The sequence below is a fragment of the Deinococcus carri genome, from assembly GCF_039545055.1.
Lineage (GTDB): Bacteria > Deinococcota > Deinococci > Deinococcales > Deinococcaceae > Deinococcus > Deinococcus carri.
On record NZ_BAABRP010000025.1, the window covers coordinates 21,872 to 39,038 of the forward strand.

Consider the following 17,167-nt stretch of genomic DNA (forward strand, 5'->3'; position numbering starts at 1 on the left):
GAATTGGACGGAATCCGTATAAGCAGGCTGGTCCCCTGCATGAGACGGAGCCGCCCACCTCTCAGACGGCTTCAGCTTCGTCACGCTACAGTTCAGACCACATCCTCAACCCCGCCTCAAGGAGTTCCCATGAAGAAGTTCCTGATTGCCGCCGCCCTGCTGACCCTGGGCAGCGCCAGCGCCCAGAAGACGCAGCTGGAGTTCTGGACGATTGCCCTCGCGCCCCTGTTCAACGAGGAGATGAACCGACTGGTGGCGCAGTTCGAGAAGGAAAATCCGAACGTGGACCTGAAGTGGGTGGACGTGCCCGCCTCCGCCATCGAGCAGAAGCTGCTGGCCGCCATCGCCTCGGGCCGCCCGCCCGCCGCCGTCAACCTCGCCTCCGACATGGTCGTGAAGATGGTGGATCAGGGCGCGCTGGAACCCCTGACGCTGACCGACACGCAGAAGAAGGTGTATTTCGCCTCGCCGCTGAATACCTTCACCTTCGACGGCAAGGTGATGGGCCTGCCGTGGTACTGGGCACCCAAGGTCGTGGCCTACAACACCGAGATCTTCCGCAAGGCGGGCCTGGACCCTAACAACCCGCCACGCACCCTCCAGACCATGATCGCCGCCGCCCGGCAGATCAAGGACAAGACCGGGCTGTACGGCTTCATGCCCAACATCAACAACCTGAACATGCTGGTGCTGTTTCAGGAAGCGGGCCTGCCCATCTTCGACAAGAAGGGCGGCAAGGCGGTGTTCAACAGCCCCGAACACGTCAAGCTGCTGCAAGGCTACGTGGACCTCTACAAGAAGGGCTACATCCCGGAAGACACCATGCGCCGGGGCTTTACCGCCGCCACTGAGCTGTACTCGGCGGGCAAACTGGGGATGCTGATCACCGGGCCGCAGTTCATCCTGCGCGTGGCGAACGATAACAAGGCCATCTACGACGTGACGAAGGTCGCGCCCTACCCCATCAACCTCGCGGGGAACGTGATTCACACGCCGCTGATGGGCTTCACGGTGCCCAAGGGCGTCAAGGACAAGGCGCTGGCGCAGAAGCTCGCGCTGTTCCTGACGAACGACGTGAATCAGCTTCAGTTCTCGCGCGTCACCAAGACCACCTTCCCCAGCACGGTCAAGGCCAGCACCGACAAGTTCTTCAAGCAGGGCGGGCAAAACGCCATCGACCAGGGCAAGCTGGTCAGCTCGACCGAGCTGAAAAAGGCCCGCGACCTCACGCTGGTCTACCCCGACGCCTCCAAGCTGAACAAGGTCTTCAAGGACAACATCGAGTCGGCGATGGCCGGGCAGAAGAGCGCCAAGCAGGCGCTGGACGACATCGTGAAGGCGTGGAACGCGAGCCTCTGAAGCAGGCCAGCGGAGGGGGTGTCCGGGCGCGAACCGGGCATCCCCTTCCTGCTGCTTTTGGCGAGGCCAGGTGACAGGATGCGTCTGAAGGGCTGGAAGCTGACGTTTGAACTGGACCTTGTGGGCTACCAGTTCCCCAAGTCTGAGAACGAGGCTTCCGACTGGCTGAAGATCCGCCTCGTGCTGGTGCACGGCGGGGAGCGCTGGGAAAAGGTTGACCCGGCCCTGCTCACCTTTGAGGTTCAGTGGCTGACCGAGTGGCTGCATCAGGTCGCGGCCCAGGCGGAGGTGTTCAGAACCTGGCGTTCGGGAAGGCTGACCAGCCGCATCTTTTTCACCGAACCAAATCTGAGTCTGGAAGCCCTGTCGGGTTCACTGGGTGGAGAGGCCCTCACCCTGCGCGTTTATCTCGCCGCCGAGTTCCTCCCGCCCTTCGTCAAGGAGCTGGACGCCATGAAGCTGGACAACGACCCGGCCGAAGCCTGGCTCGACTTTCCCGCTGATGCTGCCGACCTTCAGCAGGCGGCCGCTGCACTCACCGAAGCCCTCACCCTGTTTCCCGTTCGCGCGGGCCTCCCCCACCGCTCCTCCTCTCAACCTCAAGGAGACTGAATGCGCCCCTACCTGCTTGCCCTGTCTGCCCTGCTCCTCTCCCCCGCCCTCGCCGCGCCCCTCACCGTCACGCCCGTCCCCGACGCGCGGCTGACCGCCCCCCGCGCCGACCTCGTGCCACAGCCGCAGAAAGCGGAGTTTCCTGCTGGAACGCTGCCGCTGGCGGGCCTGGGCGTGAAGGTGGTCGGCAACGCCCCCGAGCTGGGCTGGGCCATCCGTGACCTGCGCGAGTCTTGGCAGACGCGGCTGGGGGCCAGCCTCCCCGACGGTGGCCGGACGCCCATTACCCTCGGCACGCGGGCGGATGCGGCGCTGGCGGCAAAAGCGCGGGCGGCGGGCCTGTATACCGAAACGCCCGAGGGCTACGCGCTGTGGGTGGACAGGACGGGCGCGTATGTGGTAGGGGCCGACGCCCTGGGCGCGTACCACGGCGCACAGACGCTGCGGCAACTGCTCACGCCCCAGGGCCTGCGCTTTGCCCGCATTCAGGACGCCCCCGCGCTGGGGCAGCGGGTGGCGATGCTGTACCTCGATTCGACCAGCCAGCCCGTCAACGACCGCCTGATTCCGCTGCTGGCCCAGCTCAAGTACAACGCGGTCCTGCTCATGAGCGACTACGTGCAGTGGGACGTGGCGCGGGCGGGCGGCTGGGCACACCCTGGCGGCGCGACAAAGGCGGAGGCGGCACGGGTGGCGCGGCTCGCGCGAGAGCATGGGCTGGAAGTCATCCCGCTGATCGAGACGCTGGGGCACACGGGCTGGATGTTCCAGGGAGGCAAGAACCTCGATCTGGTGCAGGACCCCGACTCGCAGAATCCCTTCGCCTACGACACGCTCAATCCGCAGACCTACGAGCGGGTCGTCTTCCCGGTGTTGCGCGAGGCCGTCGAGGTCTTCCAGCCGAAGGTCATTCACATCGGCCACGACGAGGTCCGCAACCGCGACCGCTTCCCCGCCCGCGCAAACGGCAAGGCGGCGGGCTTCGAGAAACTCTTCGTGGACGACACCGTGAAGTTGCACGACTTCCTCAAGACGCAGAACGTGGGCACGATGATCTGGCACGACGCGGCCTTTTCCGACAGCGTGATCGGGACCCTGCCCGCCAAACTGCCGAAGGATATTCAGGTCGCGTACTGGAACTACACGGCGGACACGAACACGGGCACGCTGGGCCGTATCAAGGCGCTGGGGTTTCCGGTGCTGGGGGCCTCCTGGGCCGAGCCGGGCAACGCGGAAGGCCTGGCGAGGGCCGCCGCGCAGGCCGGGGCACTGGGCATGATTCAGACGCGCTGGTCGGGGTACTTCGGCAACCCGAGCATCTGGGACGGCATGGCCGAGCAGGGCGTGGCGCTGGTGCGGGCCGGGGCGAGCTTCTGGAATCCGGCGGGCCGGCCCGTGGCGAACGCGGACGCCCTCTACCGCGACCTCTACGCGCCGAACGCCTACGCGCAGGCGGCGGGCAGCCTCGTCAACCTCGCGCCGCTGGTCACGCGCACCCTCACCGACAACGATGAGAAGGGCTGGATCGGGAAGGGGCCGGACACCGACCTGCGGAACCTGGGCAGCGGCAACGTGCGGGTCGGGGACTACCGCTTCGACGTGCGCGGCGCGGTGATGCTGCGCGGCAACCGGGCGGCAGCGAAAGAACTGCCTGAGCGCGTGACGGTCGAGCTGGGGCGCAAGGCGGACGCTCTGGCCTTCCTGCACACGACCGGCTGGCCCGCCCCCACCAACCGCGAGGTGGTCGGGCGCTACGAAATCCGCTACGCCGACGGCACGGTGCTGAACCAGCCCCTCGAATACGGGCGGCACATCCGCGCCTGGACCGACACCCTGCCCAGCAGCATGATCGCCGCGCCCGGCTGGGTCGGCAAGACGCGCGACGGGCTGGACGTGAACGTGCCCGTGCTGGAGTGGAAGAACCCCAAACCGGGCGTGGCGATTCAGAGCGTGACCCTGGTCAGCGAGGGCAAGGGCGCGAACCCCACCCTGATCGGCCTGACCCTGATCGGGGGCGGCAAATAACGCGCCCGCTGCGCCTGATGGCGGACTCCGGCTGCTTTCCGCTGTGGTCGCGCGGCGAGAACGTGGACCCGCTGACGCTGCTGCTCCCGCCGGAGTTGACCGCGCGGCTGCTGGCCTGGGCCGACGCCCTCGACTCGACGCTGAACCGCGCGGACCCGGCCTCGCCGCTGCCCATGCGGGCCGCCTTCCTGCGGGACGCGGAAAGCGAGTGGGACAGCTTCGAGCGCGAGGGCCACACGCTCTGGCGGGCGCTGCGGGCGGCACGGCCCGACCTGCACGTCACGTACCACAGCGTCCTGCTGGAGCGCGCCGTGGACCCGGACACCGACGAACTCCTCGACCTGCTGAACGACGCGGGCGACGTGATTGGGGTGCTGTGGCGCTCGGAGGCGGAGGGGGTGCGACACAAGCGGGGCGTGACGGCCTTTCTGCGTGACGGGGCGGGCCGGCTGTTCATTCCGCGCCGGGCCGCGCACAAGACCCGCTGGCCGGGGGCGCTGGATTTCAGCGTGGGTGGTCTGGTCCTGGCCGGCGAGACGTTCAACGAGGCCTTCGCGCGGGAGGCCCGCGAGGAATTGAATCTGAACGTGGAGGCGCTGGGCTGGCAGGTCACGGCCAACCTCGACCCGCTGACCACCGACCTGCGCTGTTTCACCCGCGTGTATGAGGTTCCCTTCGAGGGGACACCCGACCTCAACCCCGAGGACTTCAGCGGTGGCGAGTGGCTGACACCGGGCGAGGTGCTGGGCCGGGCCGGGACAGGCGAACCGGTCAATGGGGACCTCGTGGAGGTGGTTCGGCGGGTGTACGGGAAGCAGTAACGTTGTATTCCTTCCACTTGTAAACTTACTTGTCCCTCAGCCTGCAATTTGTGATGTACTGGGCGGCATGACTGGGACTGAGCAACTTTCTGTCGCCATCGTCGGCGGCTCCGGCTACGCGGGGGGCGAGTTCCTGCGGCTGGCGCTGGGACACCCCCACCTGAACGTCACGCAGGTGACCAGCGAGCGCAGCGCCGGGCAGCCGGTGGCCCTCATCCACCCTAACCTGCGCGGGCGCACCAATCTCAAGTTCCGCAAGGCGGCCGAGCTGGAGGAAGCCGACATCCTGGTGCTGGCCCTGCCGCACGGGAGCGCAGCGAAGCGCCTGGCCGAGTTCGAGGGCAAGGCGCGGGTCATCGTGGACCTGTCCGCCGACTTCCGCCTGAAGGACGCGGAGCTTTACCGGCAGTACTACGGCGAGGACCACCCCGCGCCCGACCGGCTGGGAGAGTGGGTATACGGCAATCCCGAACTGCACCGTGAGGAACTGCGCGGCGCGACCCGCATCGCCTGCGCGGGGTGCTTTGCCACCAGCGTGATTCTGCCGCTGTACCCGCTGCTGAAGCTGGGCGTGCTGCTGCCGAAAGACATCATCGCCACCGGGCTGGTGGGGAGCAGCGCGGCGGGCGCGAGTCCCACCGAGGCCAGCCACCACCCCGAGCGGGCGGGCAGCCTGCGCGTCTACAAGCCGGTCGGCCACCGGCACACGGCCGAGGCACAGCAGGAACTGCCGGGCCGCTTCCCGTTGCACCTCACCGCCATCAGCACGCCGCGCGTGCGGGGCATCCTCACCACGGTCCAGGCCTGGATTCCCGACGGCTACAGCGACCGCGACGTGTGGGGGGCCTACCGCGAGGTGTACGGCGCGGAACCCTTCATCCGCATCGTGAAGGTCGCGCGGGGCATCCACCGCTACCCCGACCCCATGCTGCTCGACGGCACCAACTACTGCGACCTGGGCTTCGAGATGGACATGGACACGGGCCGCGTGGTCCTGATGAGCGCCATCGACAATCTGGGCAAGGGCACGGCGGGCCACGCCCTCCAGTGCCTCAACATCGCGCACGGCTGGCCGGAGACGGCGGGGCTGGAGTTCGCGGGGCTGCACCCGGCCTGAACGCCCAGGCCTGAGCGCCGCCCGGCGCGGCTAACCGGGCAGAGGGTTCCCGCTGGCCTGGCCCTCCCCGGCGGACGGCCCCAGCGTGCGGTCGTACACCTCCCGCACGGTCTGGACCATGCGCCCCGACGCGCCGGGGTCGCTGAGGTCCAGCAGGCTGATGACCTCGCGTGGGTCGAAGTTGGGGTTGGCGCAGGCCCGCAGCAGGGCGTACTGCACCACGCTGCTGCCGGGGCGCAGGCCCCCGGCGGGCGACCACAGGGCACGCAGCCGGGGCAGCAGGGCCACGCCGAACTGCTGCACCTCCGCCTGGTGGCGGGCCAGTTCCTTCTGGAGCAGGCCCACCGAACGCACGCCGACGTGGTGCAACAGGCTGGCGAGACGCTGGGGCCTCTCCGGGTCGGGCCAGCCGGAAAGCAGCGGGACGTGCAGGCCAGCCGCCAGATCCAGGTCGAGGTCGTGGATAGGGGGCGCGCCCAGCAGGTAGGTCATGCTCTGGGCATCGATAAAGACGCTCTCGGGTTCCTCCGCGATGCGCTGGGGCAGGGTGGCGGCGTAGTCGCGGGCCATGCGGTGCAGGGCCATGAACTCCTCGTCGGCCATTTCCAGCAGGCCCGCGAGGCGGTAGAAGCGGCGGCGCACCTCGCGCGGCACGGCCTGGGGATTCTTGTAGCCGAGGTCGTGTTCAATCTCGGCCCAGGCGTGCTGGAGGATGGAGCGAATCTGCACCTCGTAGCGCACGCCGGGCAGCCCCGGCACCAGGTCCGGCTCGGCACGCAGCACGTAATGCACGCCCAGATACCCGAAGCGGTCGGGGTCGTGCATCCGCGACTTGTCGATGCTGTTGTCCCAGTCCACGACGTGGTGGTCCTCCATCAGGCGGGCGACCACGTTCACGTCCTTCTCGAAATAGGTGATGACGCGCACCCCCACCAGGTCGGTCACGTCGTCCAGGCAGGCATAGCGCCCCGGCTTGCGCCGCAGCTTGTCCGCGAGACTGGCAGGCCGCTTCACCCGCCCCGTCACGTGGTGGATGTTCAGTCCGGCCCCCTCCAGCAGCCGCGTGACGTGGGCCACCACCGCGTCGCGGAGCTGCTCGTAGTCCGGCAGCGCCTCCCGGTACGCCTCCACCAACGCCGCACTTTCCATGATGCGACGATGATAGGGGCCGTGGCGGCCACCCCGTGCGCCGGCGGCATTGAGGGAAGTTTGGGGATTGCGGACGCGCGGCTGGTGCATCCTGTAGCCCATGAACGACGCCGCTCCCTCCGCCCCTCCGGCTGTGACCCGTCCCGCCGTGACCTTTCCCGCCCCGCGCCGCATTCCCTACCCGGGCGGCTGCGTGCTGGAACCCGGCCCCTACGCGCTGGACTACCTGCTGAAGTGGCGGGCCGACGTGACCGTGCAGGGCGAGGTTCACCCCGATGTCCCGGTGTTTCCCTTCCTGCGCGACCTGCTGGCCGACCCGGCGGCCTACGACCTGACCCCCGCCGACGCCGTGGCCGCCCGCGACCGCTTCCTGACCCTGGCCGGGCAGGCCCTCGCCACCGAGGGGGGCGACCCGGCGTGGCTGGCCCGTGAGTTCACCCGCTGAGGAGCTGGCCCCGGAAGGGCAGCCCAGCCCCCTGACCGGGCTGCGGCCCGCGCTGCCGGGCGAGGCGCTGCACAGCCGGGTGGCCCGCACGCTGCGGGGGGCAATTCTGGAGGGCACCCTCCCCGCCGGCACCCGCCTGCCCGGCCACCGGAGCCTGGCCGCGCGCCTGGGCGTGTCACGCAACACGCTGGTGGACGCCCTGGCGCAGCTGGAGGCCGAGGGGTACGTGCAGGCCAGCGCCCGCAGCGGCACCCGCGTGGCCGTCCCTGGTGCGCCGCCCGCACCCGCCGCCGCCCCGCCCCTCCCCCTGAGTGCCTGGGCCACCCGCGCGCTGGCAGGCCACGTGCCCGACGCGGGCGGGGGCTACGCGGTGGACTTCCGGGTGGGCCAGCCCGTGCCCGACCTGTACCCGGCGGGGGCATGGGCACAGGCCCTGGTGCGGCGGGCCAGGCAGGCGACCGCCCCCCCACCCGACCCGCACGCCGAACTGGGGCCGCTGGACACCCGCCGCGCCCTGGCCGCCTACCTCAATGCCGAGCGGGGCGCGCGGGTCACGCCCGACATGGTGATGCTGACGGGCGGCACCCAGGCCTCGCTGGACGCCCTGGCCCGCGTCTTTCTGGAAGAGGGCCGGGTGGCGGCCATCGAGGACCCTACCTATCCGGGCGCGCGGGCGGCGCTGGGCGCGACCGGGGCCACCCTCTGCCCGGTGCCGGTGGATGCCGGGGGGCTGGATCCGGCAGCCCTCCCCGCGCGGGCGACCCTGCTGTACCTCACGCCGGGGGCGCAGTACCCGACCACCGTGGCGCTGCCCGCCGCGCGGCAGGGCGAGGTGGTGGCCTGGGCACGCCGCACGGGGGCCTTCGTCCTGGAAGACGATTACGCCGCCGACCTGCACCACGGGGCGCGGCCCCCGGCGGCCCTCCAGGGCCTCGCGCCCGAGCGGGTGGTGCTGCTGGGCACCTTCAGCAAGAGCCTCGCGCCGGTCACGCGCAGCGGGTACCTGGTCGCGCCCGAGCCGGTGATTCGCGTGCTGGCCGGGACCCGCCCCCTGACCGACCGCGCCCCCGCCACGCTGGACGCCCTGGCCCTGGCCGACGTGCTGGCCTCGGGGGCCTACGCCCGCCACCTGCGCCGCGCCCGCCAGAGCATCCGCCACCGGCATGAGGTGCTGCTCGCGGCCCTGGCGGCCCGGCTCCCCACCTGGCCGGTCACGCCTGCCCGCGCGGGCCTGCATGTCCACGTCACCCTGCCCCCCGGCCTGTCCGAGGAGGAAGTGGTGGCGGTGGCCGCCCACGCCGGCGTGGCCCTGACGCCCGCCGCGCCGCTCGCCCAGGGGCCGCGTCCGCCCGCCGTGCTGCTCGCCTTCGCCCACCTGCCACCCGAACGGCTGCGGGAAGGGGTGGCGCGGCTCGCCCAGGCGTTCAGCCCTTCCCCTCAGTGGGAGGAATCCGGCGGCAGCCCTACGTAACCCGCGTTACACTACGGTGATGCGCCTCCTGCTCCTTGCCCTGGCCGCCGCGGTCCTGCTGCTGTACGTCACGTTCGGCCTGCGGCTGGGCTACGTCACCCTGACCCCCACGCAACTCCTGAACGCCCAGGGCCAGAACCGGTACACCTTCCAGCTCTACGAGGACGGCAAGAGCGTGGGCGTCACCGGCACCTGCACCGCCCGCAGCGGCCACGCCACCCTGCGCCTGCTCGCCCCCGACGGCACCCAGATTGCCGGGCAAAGCTGCCCCCGCGGCACCTGGTCCCTCAACCTCCGCGGCAGCGGTCAGCCCGGCCTCTACCGCCTGCTGGTGGACTTCGACCACTACACCGGCACCATGAACCTGACGGAAACACGCGAGTAGAGCAAACTGCACCTGCCACCTCCGCCAGAGCACCAGAAGCCAAAGCCCCCCTCTCCCCCGTCTTTTCAACTTTGGAGCGGATGCCCACGTCCCACCCTGCAAGCACACGAGCCTGGAAGACGAGCCGTTCGGGCCACCAGGCCCGAGGCCGCCCGGCGGGCCAGGCAGAGCGACCAGCGGGAAACCGGGGCGAAGCCTGTCCCTCCTTCCAACGCCCGGAACCCCCTTGCCGAGCGCAGCGAAAAGCTCCCCCCTGCCCCCCGGTGGGGGTAGGGGGGCTGGGGGGGCGGGGGGAAGCTCGCTACAAGATGCCCTGCCCCCAAAAAACAACACATCAGGCAGCTAGTAACCACCACAAACGGAGAGAGGCCGCCCCACCTGGAGACGGCCTCCCTCTGATTGCTGTTTCGCTTACGCCTGCTGCGCGGCGCGGGCCTTGTTCAGGGCCTTCGCCAGACGGCTCTTCTTGCGGGCGGCGGCGTTCTTGTGCAGGGTGCTGCCCTTGGCAGCCTTGTCGATCAGGCTCTCGGCCTTGCTCTGGGCCTCGGCGGCGTTCTCGGCACCCGTCTGCGCGGCAGCGACGGCCTTCTTGCTGAAGGTCTTGATGGTGCTCTTGCGGCTGCGGTTGATCAGGCGGCGCTTGAGGCTCTGGCGGTGACGCTTCTGGGCGGACTTGTGACGAAGGGCCATGTGATTCTCTCTTTCTCCCGCCTTTGCGGGGCGGTTCCCACCCCCTTCTGAGGGGGGAACTCGATGCGCCGGGCCACCAGCGCGCACGCGGGCCGCGTTTCGCGGGGCGTGGCCGCCTCTTTCTCTAAAAAAGGCAACCTGCCCAGTGTAGCGGGCCAGGCCGGGCCGCGCAAGCGGCATACTGGGCACGTGACCGCCGAAGGAGCAAGGACCCCGGAAGAACGCCAGAAGGCCCGCGACGACCTGCTCGCCTACGCCTTCCGGGCGCTCTCGGGCCGCGCGCTGACCGAGGCCGAGCTGCGCACCCGCCTCCTGCGCCGCACCGAGGACCGGGCGCTGGCCGAGGAGGTGCTGGCCCGCGTGCAGGAACTGGGCTACCAGAACGACGAGGGCGTGGCGCGCGCCGAGAACAGCCGCCGGGGCGTGGGGGGCTTTCGCGTGCGCCAGACCCTCAAACGCCGGGGCGTGGAGGAAGGCCTGATAGCGGAAACACTCGCCGCCCGCGACCCCGGAGAGGAACAGGCCGACGCCCTGGCCCTGCTGGAGCGCCGCTGGCCCAGCCTGGCCCGCAAGCGCGACCCGCGCGCCAGTGCCTACGCCTTCCTGGCCCGGCGCGGCTTCGCGGGGTCGGCCATCTGGGCGGCCATCCACGAGATGAGCGGCCGGGCGGAGGACCTGCCGGACACCGGGGAGGCTCCGGGGGAGGACTTTCCCGACCCCGAGTGACGCTTGACACCCCCCAGGGGGCCGCGTAGACTACCCCACGCACTGGAAGCAGGCGACAGCACCTGCCTGGAGCCGTGGTTGATCGGGGCGTAGCGCAGCCTGGTAGCGCACTTCGTTCGGGACGAAGGGGTCGGAGGTTCGAATCCTCTCGCCCCGACCACGCAGGAAGCCTCCCCTCTTGGCGGGAGGCTTTTTTCATGGCGGCCCCTTCCTTTTTCCTGACCACCGGGAGTGACCCTATGCGCGTGTTCGCCATCGCCGACCTGCACCTCGCCACCGTGACGCCCAAGCCGATGACGGTCTTCGGGCCGAACTGGGCCGGGCACCCGGAGCTGATTTTCGAGCGCTGGCGCGAGGAGGTGCGCCCCGAGGACCTGGTGCTGCTGCCCGGCGACCTCTCCTGGGCGATGCGGCTGCCCGACGCGCTGGTGGATCTGGCCCCGGTGGCGGCGCTGCCGGGCACCAAGGTGCTGCTGCGCGGCAACCACGACTACTGGTGGACGGGGGCCGGCAAGCTGCGCGCCGCCCTGCCCCCCGGCATGTACGCCCTCCAGAACGACGCGCTGCGCTTCGGCAACGTGGTGGTGTGCGGCACGCGCGGCTGGCTCACGCCCGGCCACGAGCCGCTGAGCGAAGACGACGAGCGCCTGCTGAACCGCGAGGCCGAGCGCCTGCGCCTGAGCGTGCAGGCCGCCGCCCGGCTGCGGCAACCCGGCGACCACCTGATCCTGATGCTGCACTACCCGCCCGCCAGCCCCCCCTATCCGCCCAACGCCCTGACCCCGGTGATCGAGTCGGCCCGGCCCGACCTGATCGTGTACGGCCACCTGCACGGTGTGAACCCGGAACGGGTGCCGCGCCACATCGGCGGCATTCCCGCCTTTCTGGTGGCGGCGGACGGTCTGAAGTTCCGGCCCCGGCTGCTGCTGGAGACCGGGGAGGGGAAGGGTCAAACCGTCTGACGGTATGACCGTCAAACGGCTGCAAAACTCTGTGCAGACGGGGGGAATACGGGATTAAGTCGCTTTGCTGACATCAAGACGGCTTGCCTGTTCCCTCTCCCCCTGCGGGAAAGGGCTGGGGAGAGGGGGCGACCGGGCAGCTTGCACGCCTCCTGGATGCCCAGGACTCATTTTCATTCCGTATAAGCCGTTCGACAGTCAGACCTTTTGACCGTTCGACGTCCCTGGCCGCCTCCATCCCCAGTTCTCCCATCGGAATATCTTATTGAGAAGAATTCCTATTAAGGGTAGGATGGGCCAATGTCCTCCCCCCAGCCCACTCCCACGGCCGCCGCGCCGCACGACCATACCTTCGTGCTCCAGAAGGTTCAGCCCGCGCTGCTGGGGCTGATGGACGGTAGTGTCAGCACCCTCGCGCCGATCTTCGCCACGGCGGGGCTGACGGGGCGGCCCATCGACGCCTTTTTCGTGGGGCTGGCGGCCAGCCTGGGCGCGGGCATCAGCATGGGGCTGGCCGAGGCCCTCTCGGACGACGGCAAGGTGAGCGGGCGCGGCACGCCGCTGGGGCGCGGGGTGATCACCGGGGCGGCGACCATCCTGGGCGGGATGCTTCATACCCTGCCCTTTCTGCTGCCCGACCTGCGGGCCGCGCTGACGCTGGCCTACGTGGTCGTGATTGTCGAGCTGATTGCCATCGCCCTGATTCGCTGGAAGTACATGAGAAGCCCGCTGGGGCAGACCATCTTTCAGGTCATCGTGGGCGGCGCGGTGGTGTTCGGCGTGGGCGTGTGGCTGGGTCGCCTGGGCGCGGGGGGCTGATACGGATTCCGGCCATTGGGTTCTCCTTCGGGAAAGCGCCGAAGGCTGACTCCATTCTGGAATCCGTCCTTTTCCTGCTCTGCTGCGCAGCTCTACGAGTCCTTCCAGTCGGGTTTCGCAGTTCTTGCATCACTGTTCAACCGGAATTCGTAAGACCCCCAACGTGACCGGCTGCCGCTTTCGCTGAGGGTCCTCGCCGCAGACTGCGCCCATGTCTGCTCCTGCCTCTCCCCTGCCGCTGTCCGTGCTGGACCTCGTTCCCGTGCCCACCGGACAGGGGGCACCCGCCGCGCTGCGCGACACGCTCACACTGGCGCAGGAGGCCGAGCGCCTGGGCTACCACCGCTACTGGGTCGCGGAGCATCACAACATGCGCGCCCTGGCCGCCAGCGTGCCCGCCGTGGTGCTGGCGGCTCTGTCGCAGGTCACGTCGCGGCTGCGGCTGGGGGCGGGCGGCGTGATGCTGCCCAACCACGCGCCGCTCGCGGTGGCCGAGGCCTACCGGCTGCTGTCGGCCCTCGCGCCGGGGCGGGTGGACCTGGGCCTGGGCCGCGCACCGGGCACCGACGGCCGCACGGCCCGTGCCCTGCGCGGCGCGGCGGGCCTGCTGGAAGAACCCTTCGAGCGGCAACTCGCGGAGCTGCTGGCCTACGGCACCGGGCGGTTCCCGGAGGGCCATCCCTTCGCGGGAGTCACGGCGGCCCCAGCTGACACGGTGGGCCAGCCCACCCTCTTTCCGCCGCTGTGGCTGCTGAGCAGCAGCGGGTACGGCGCGCGGGCGGCCGCCACCCTGGGCACCGGACTTGCCTTTGCCCAGCACATCAACCCCAGCGTGACCGACGCGGCAGCGGCCATCCGGGCCTACCGGGCCGCCTTCCGCCCCTCCGAGGCGTTTCCGGAACCCCGCACCCTCGTCGCCTCCAGCGTCATCTGCGCGCCGACGGCCGAGGAGGCCGAGGACCTCGCCGCCCCCCTGGGCCTGATGTTCCTGCGGCTCACGCGCGGCGAGGTCGCGCCCTTTCCCACGGTGGCCGAGGCAAAGGCCTACCCCTACACGCCGCACGAGCGGGCACAGGTGGCCGCCTCACGCGAGCGGGTCATCGTGGGTGACCCGGAGGCCGTCCGGACACGCCTGCTGGCCCTGGCGGAACAGACCGGGGCCGACGAGCTGATGCTCACCACGCTGCTGCCTGACGCGGCGGTGCGGCGGCGGTCCTACGCGCTGGTGGCGGAGGCGCTGGGGCTGCGGGGGACGGTGGAGGGGGCGTTTCAGACGGCGTAGGCGTTCTTTTGTATGCAGTGCGCGGTGCGCGGGACGCAGGAAAGGAGCCGTTCCCGCGCACCGCGTCCCGCGTCCCGCCCCCCATCTTCTCCCCCTTCCCGCTATCCTGAACCCTGGAGGCACATTTGCAGGACCCGGAAAAAATACAGGACCGGCTGGTGGCGGACCGCAAGGTGCGCGCCGTCGCCCAGGCGGGGAGCTACGGCACCGAGGAAGCCTGGGTGGGCAGCCAGCCGACCCTGGTGAGCTTCGAGCGCGGCCTGCTCTCGCCCCACACCGAGACGCGGGCGGGCGTGACCGTGCAGCGCTACCCCTATGAGAAACTGGAAACCTGGCGCGACTGGGACACGGCACGCGAGGAGGCCCCGATCGCCCTGCTCGCCACCAGCCGCGTGGTGTACGACCCGACGGGACACTACGGGCGCATCCAGCGCACCCTCTGGAACCTGAACGAGGAACGCCTGGCTGCCCACCGCGAGGACCTGCTCAACCAGGCCGCCGCCCGCCTGGAAGCTGCCCGTCACCACTTCACCGGCCCCGGCCACGGCGCGCAGGAGCAGCTTCTGGCGCTGGCCGAGGCGCGCGCGGTGGCGGTGGACCTGCTGTACCCGGCGCTGCTGACCCATATTCACGGCTGGCCGGAGTTCGAGATTCGCCTGCCCCACGCCTGGCGGGCCTCGGCCGGGCTGCGCTTTCCCAAGGCGATTTACCACCTCGACAGCCTCTACGGCTTCGGTGGGGAGGCGGAAGCCCGGCGCGTGCTGCTGGCCACGCGCGGCCTGGGGCTGCTGGAACAGGAAAAACGCGCCCGCGCCGCCTTCCAGGCCGGATACTACGACGGGGCGGTGCGCTACCTCCGCGACGAGGCCGCCCGCACCCACCGCCAGGACCTGGAACGCTGGAGCTATCTCAGCAGCGCCCGGCGTGACAAACTCGGCCTCCTGCTGGGCGTGACCACCAGCCCCCTCGGCCCCGCGGCCCTCGCTATCACCGCCGGCCTGCTGACCGAGGCCCGCGAGGGGCGCTGAGCCACCCTGCGGGGCTTGCTTTTTTCGCAAAGACCCTGTACACTCTTATTTCTGGCTTGACGAAGCCGTGCAATCCACAGCACTTGAGGGTGGCGTCCACCTCGAAGATCAAAGACGGGCGCGCGAGCAGGGGGCACGGGGCAAATCCGTTCCCCTGAACAGCAGAGGGAAGCTTGAAGGCTTCCCTCTTTTTTTGGCTCGCGTTTGGTTGGCTTGCGCCTGGGCTGCGGCTCAGCCCTGGTCCTGCATCTCCAGCATCATCTCGGCCAGGGGGAACAGGGCGGGCTGGGGCGTTCCCTCGGTCCAGGTCAGCTGGACGGGCTGCTGGGGGTAGGTCTGCCCGTACTGCTGCCGGTATGCCGTGATGGCCTGCCGGACCTGCTCGGGCTGCTGCCGGGCCACCTCGGCCAGGGCGAGGACGGCCTCCACCCGCCGGGGGTCTTCATCGGGCACGTGCCAGACGGGACTTTGCTGCCCCGGCCCGGGCGGGGACACCTGAAGGGGCAAGACCTGCGCGACGAGGTGGGCCAGTTCATCGGTCCTGTGGGTCATGACGGCATGCTACGGCCCTCCTGCTTGTGGGACCACCTGTATGAAGCCGAACACAAGCCCGGGCAGTTCCCTGCGGTAAGAGCGGTGTCAGCCGGAGATTCGTACCCTGTATGGGCGCATGCTGTCGGCCTTTTTCGTCAACTTCTGCATCCTGGTGACGTTTACCAGTGCGGGGAGCCTGACCTTCACGGGCGATGACCGACACCACCTGTTGCGGCGTCTGCTGCGCTACCTGATCAGCGCGTCGGCGGGAATTGTCCTGGTGTTGTACGGGGTACCGCTGGGCGAGGGGGTGCGGGTGGATTTCCGGAGTGTGCCGGTCCTGCTGGCGGGCCTGTTCGGCGGCCTCCTGCCCGCGCTGGGGGTAGCCCTGCCCATCATGGTGTACCGGCTGTGGATGGGCGGCGCGGGCGCACCGGCGGGGGTCCTGTCCATTGTCCTGGTGGCCCTGCTGGCCAGCGCCCTGCACCGCCGCTTTGCCCGCAACCGGCTGACCTGGCAGGACGTCTGGGTCCCCTTCACGGTCTTCGCGTGCTCGAACCTCAGCCTGCTGGCAGTTCCCGGTTCCGGCTCCCAGCTGTTCAGAAGCACCTATCTGCTGCTGGTCGGTCTCCAGAGCCTCGCGGCCCTCGTCGCCTTCGGCGTGATCAGCCTGCGCTTCAGCACCGTCGGGCATACCAGCACGCTTCAGGACATCGCCTACCTCGACGCCCTGACCAGCCTCCACAACCGCCGCCGCTTCGACGAGGACCTACCCACGCTGAACCTGGAGAGCAACGCCTTTCTGCTGCTGCTGGACCTCGACCACTTCAAGCACATCAACGACAGCTACGGTCACCCGTTCGGGGATCAGGTGCTGCGCGAACTCGCGGGCCTGCTTCAGGAAGGCGTCCGGGGCACCGACCGGGTCTACCGTGTGGGCGGCGAGGAGTTCGGCGTGCTGCTGCAACAGACCTCCCCGGCGGGGGCGGAGGTGGTGGCCGAACGCCTGCGCGCCAGGGTGCAGGCCCAACTCGCCCAGCGGGTGGGGCGGCCCGACCTGAGCATCACCATCTCCGTCGGCCTCACACCCTGCGGGAGCGAACCGGCTGAAACTGTGCGCCGCGCGGACGCCCTGCTGTACCAGGCCAAACGGGCCGGGCGCAACCGGGTGATGGCCGCGTCCTGAGGTGCGCCTGGTGGAAACAGTCTTCCCCTTCGCCGCCCCCGAAAAGCCGAAGCGTGGGCGCAAGGCGAAACAACGTTTTGGGGTCAGAACAGGGGAGGAACCCGGCGAATCAGGACGAGGCAGGAAGAGGTAAAAACGAAAGAACCCCGGCTGAACCGAGGTTTTTCTGTGGTGGGACGTGTAGGACTTGAACCTACAACCCGCTGATTAAAAGTTGCCCTATCCCTGTTCTGCTTCATCCTTTCTTCTACTGAGTTATGCGTCTAGGAACGAAAATTCTTGGTTATTCTCTCCGCACATCTGGCCTCATCCGTCAGGTTCCGAGAGCAGTTGTGGCACCATTGTGGCACTTTTGCCCGTCTACTTTTCCTGGAGCTTCAACTTTCTTGCTGTTCTTCCGCACCCAGGACGGCAATACATCCGGTTTAACTCAGGAGTTGCACCTTGCATAGTGGAGCGAATAGCCGTGCTGGCGAAAGAATTCCTCGTTTTTGCTGAGCGTTCGAAGAAGCCGGTTTAAATACACCTCTGGCATGACCGTCATTAGCGCCAGGGT

The 17,167-nt window shown here is 69.3% G+C and carries 17 protein-coding genes and 1 tRNA gene; 15 read left to right on the forward strand and 3 right to left on the reverse strand.

The annotated features are described in order from the left end of the window. Positions 1–129: 129 nt before the first annotated feature. The 5 genes from ABEA67_RS18095 (at position 130) to argC (ending at position 5,934) form a co-directional block, all read left to right on the forward strand. Positions 130–1,359 carry an ABC transporter substrate-binding protein gene (locus ABEA67_RS18095; RefSeq protein ID WP_345468006.1) on the forward strand — a complete coding sequence of 410 codons (1,230 nt, stop codon included), beginning with the start codon at positions 130–132 and terminating at the stop codon, positions 1,357–1,359. 78 nt (positions 1,360–1,437) lie between these two features. Further along, positions 1,438–1,971 (forward strand): WapI family immunity protein, encoded by a 534-nt coding sequence (locus ABEA67_RS18100; protein ID WP_345468008.1) that lies wholly within the window; start codon positions 1,438–1,440, stop codon positions 1,969–1,971. Beyond that, on the forward strand, positions 1,972–3,996 hold the full coding sequence (locus ABEA67_RS18105) for a beta-N-acetylhexosaminidase (protein ID WP_345468010.1): 2,025 nt from the start codon (positions 1,972–1,974) through the stop codon (positions 3,994–3,996). It begins immediately after the preceding gene. Positions 3,997–4,013: 17 nt separating this feature from the next. After that, positions 4,014–4,817, forward strand: coding sequence for an NUDIX hydrolase (locus ABEA67_RS18110; protein WP_345468012.1), 804 nt, complete (start codon positions 4,014–4,016; stop codon positions 4,815–4,817). 67 nt (positions 4,818–4,884) lie between these two features. After that, positions 4,885–5,934, forward strand: coding sequence for an N-acetyl-gamma-glutamyl-phosphate reductase (gene argC / locus ABEA67_RS18115; RefSeq protein WP_345468014.1), 1,050 nt, complete (start codon positions 4,885–4,887; stop codon positions 5,932–5,934). A gap of 30 nt (positions 5,935–5,964) precedes the next feature. Here argC and ABEA67_RS18120 read toward each other — a convergent pair whose 3' ends face one another. Then, positions 5,965–7,083, reverse strand: a complete 1,119-nt coding sequence (locus ABEA67_RS18120; protein WP_345468015.1) for a GTP pyrophosphokinase — start codon at positions 7,081–7,083, stop codon at positions 5,965–5,967. Positions 7,084–7,183: 100 nt separating this feature from the next. On the opposite strand from ABEA67_RS18120, the gene ABEA67_RS18125 reads away from it, so the two are divergent. Genes ABEA67_RS18125 through ABEA67_RS18135 form a run of 3 tightly spaced genes read left to right on the forward strand, consistent with a single transcriptional unit; the run spans position 7,184 to position 9,384 of the window. Further along, positions 7,184–7,528, forward strand: a complete 345-nt coding sequence (locus ABEA67_RS18125; protein WP_345468016.1) for a hypothetical protein — start codon at positions 7,184–7,186, stop codon at positions 7,526–7,528. Further along, positions 7,512–8,999, forward strand: a complete 1,488-nt coding sequence (pdxR, locus tag ABEA67_RS18130) for a MocR-like pyridoxine biosynthesis transcription factor PdxR (protein WP_345468018.1) — start codon at positions 7,512–7,514, stop codon at positions 8,997–8,999. The genes ABEA67_RS18125 and pdxR overlap by 17 nt, the downstream gene beginning before the upstream one ends. Positions 9,000–9,018: 19 nt before the next feature. Further along, positions 9,019–9,384 (forward strand): hypothetical protein, encoded by a 366-nt coding sequence (locus tag ABEA67_RS18135; protein WP_345468021.1) that lies wholly within the window; start codon positions 9,019–9,021, stop codon positions 9,382–9,384. A gap of 411 nt (positions 9,385–9,795) precedes the next feature. Here ABEA67_RS18135 and rpsT read toward each other — a convergent pair whose 3' ends face one another. Beyond that, a complete protein-coding gene (gene rpsT, locus ABEA67_RS18140) occupies positions 9,796–10,074 on the reverse strand; it encodes a 30S ribosomal protein S20 (protein ID WP_345468022.1) in 279 nt (92 codons plus the stop codon). Positions 10,075–10,263: 189 nt separating this feature from the next. Here rpsT and ABEA67_RS18145 point away from each other — a divergent pair, with 189 nt between their 5' ends. The 6 genes from ABEA67_RS18145 to ABEA67_RS18170 all read left to right on the forward strand — a co-directional run bounded on the left by ABEA67_RS18145 (position 10,264) and on the right by ABEA67_RS18170 (position 14,891). Next, the gene (locus ABEA67_RS18145) at positions 10,264–10,800 is read left to right on the forward strand and encodes a regulatory protein RecX (protein WP_345468024.1); all 537 of its coding nucleotides are present in this window, start codon (positions 10,264–10,266) and stop codon (positions 10,798–10,800) included. 83 nt (positions 10,801–10,883) lie between these two features. After that, positions 10,884–10,960: transfer RNA gene (locus tag ABEA67_RS18150), tRNA-Pro, on the forward strand. Between the two features lie 37 nt (positions 10,961–10,997). Next, positions 10,998–11,762: a metallophosphoesterase gene (locus ABEA67_RS18155; protein WP_345468026.1), complete on the forward strand. Its 765-nt coding sequence runs from the start codon at positions 10,998–11,000 to the stop codon at positions 11,760–11,762. 300 nt (positions 11,763–12,062) lie between these two features. Then, positions 12,063–12,581, forward strand: a complete 519-nt coding sequence (locus tag ABEA67_RS18160) for a VIT1/CCC1 transporter family protein (protein ID WP_345468028.1) — start codon at positions 12,063–12,065, stop codon at positions 12,579–12,581. Positions 12,582–12,792: 211 nt separating this feature from the next. Then, positions 12,793–13,863: an LLM class flavin-dependent oxidoreductase gene (locus ABEA67_RS18165; RefSeq protein ID WP_345468030.1), complete on the forward strand. Its 1,071-nt coding sequence runs from the start codon at positions 12,793–12,795 to the stop codon at positions 13,861–13,863. A 125-nt stretch (positions 13,864–13,988) separates the two neighbouring features. Next, positions 13,989–14,891 carry a hypothetical protein gene (locus ABEA67_RS18170; RefSeq protein ID WP_345468032.1) on the forward strand — a complete coding sequence of 301 codons (903 nt, stop codon included), beginning with the start codon at positions 13,989–13,991 and terminating at the stop codon, positions 14,889–14,891. 231 nt (positions 14,892–15,122) lie between these two features. Here the strand turns inward: ABEA67_RS18170 and ABEA67_RS18175 are convergent, their stop codons facing one another. Then, entirely contained in the window at positions 15,123–15,443 is a 321-nt protein-coding gene (locus ABEA67_RS18175; RefSeq protein WP_345468034.1) for a hypothetical protein, read from the reverse strand. A gap of 118 nt (positions 15,444–15,561) precedes the next feature. Here ABEA67_RS18175 and ABEA67_RS18180 point away from each other — a divergent pair, with 118 nt between their 5' ends. Further along, on the forward strand, positions 15,562–16,611 hold the full coding sequence (locus tag ABEA67_RS18180; protein WP_345468038.1) for a GGDEF domain-containing protein: 1,050 nt from the start codon (positions 15,562–15,564) through the stop codon (positions 16,609–16,611). The last annotated feature ends 556 nt before the right edge of the window (positions 16,612–17,167 follow it).

Bases quoted from the DNA above. Each gene is read 5' to 3' on its own strand.
- ABEA67_RS18095 (WP_345468006.1), top strand. From the start codon at position 130: ATGAAGAAGTTCCTGATTGCCGCCGCCCTGCTGACCCTGGGCAGCGCC.
- ABEA67_RS18100 (WP_345468008.1), top strand. From the start codon at position 1,438: ATGCGTCTGAAGGGCTGGAAGCTGACGTTTGAACTGGACCTTGTGGGC.
- ABEA67_RS18105 (WP_345468010.1), top strand. From the start codon at position 1,972: ATGCGCCCCTACCTGCTTGCCCTGTCTGCCCTGCTCCTCTCCCCCGCC.
- ABEA67_RS18110 (WP_345468012.1), top strand. From the start codon at position 4,014: ATGGCGGACTCCGGCTGCTTTCCGCTGTGGTCGCGCGGCGAGAACGTG.
- argC (WP_345468014.1), top strand. From the start codon at position 4,885: ATGACTGGGACTGAGCAACTTTCTGTCGCCATCGTCGGCGGCTCCGGC.
- ABEA67_RS18120 (WP_345468015.1), bottom strand. From the start codon at position 7,083: ATGGAAAGTGCGGCGTTGGTGGAGGCGTACCGGGAGGCGCTGCCGGAC.
- ABEA67_RS18125 (WP_345468016.1), top strand. From the start codon at position 7,184: ATGAACGACGCCGCTCCCTCCGCCCCTCCGGCTGTGACCCGTCCCGCC.
- ABEA67_RS18135 (WP_345468021.1), top strand. From the start codon at position 9,019: ATGCGCCTCCTGCTCCTTGCCCTGGCCGCCGCGGTCCTGCTGCTGTAC.
- rpsT (WP_345468022.1), bottom strand. From the start codon at position 10,074: ATGGCCCTTCGTCACAAGTCCGCCCAGAAGCGTCACCGCCAGAGCCTC.
- ABEA67_RS18155 (WP_345468026.1), top strand. From the start codon at position 10,998: ATGGCGGCCCCTTCCTTTTTCCTGACCACCGGGAGTGACCCTATGCGC.
- ABEA67_RS18160 (WP_345468028.1), top strand. From the start codon at position 12,063: ATGTCCTCCCCCCAGCCCACTCCCACGGCCGCCGCGCCGCACGACCAT.
- ABEA67_RS18165 (WP_345468030.1), top strand. From the start codon at position 12,793: ATGTCTGCTCCTGCCTCTCCCCTGCCGCTGTCCGTGCTGGACCTCGTT.
- ABEA67_RS18175 (WP_345468034.1), bottom strand. From the start codon at position 15,443: ATGACCCACAGGACCGATGAACTGGCCCACCTCGTCGCGCAGGTCTTG.
- ABEA67_RS18180 (WP_345468038.1), top strand. From the start codon at position 15,562: ATGCTGTCGGCCTTTTTCGTCAACTTCTGCATCCTGGTGACGTTTACC.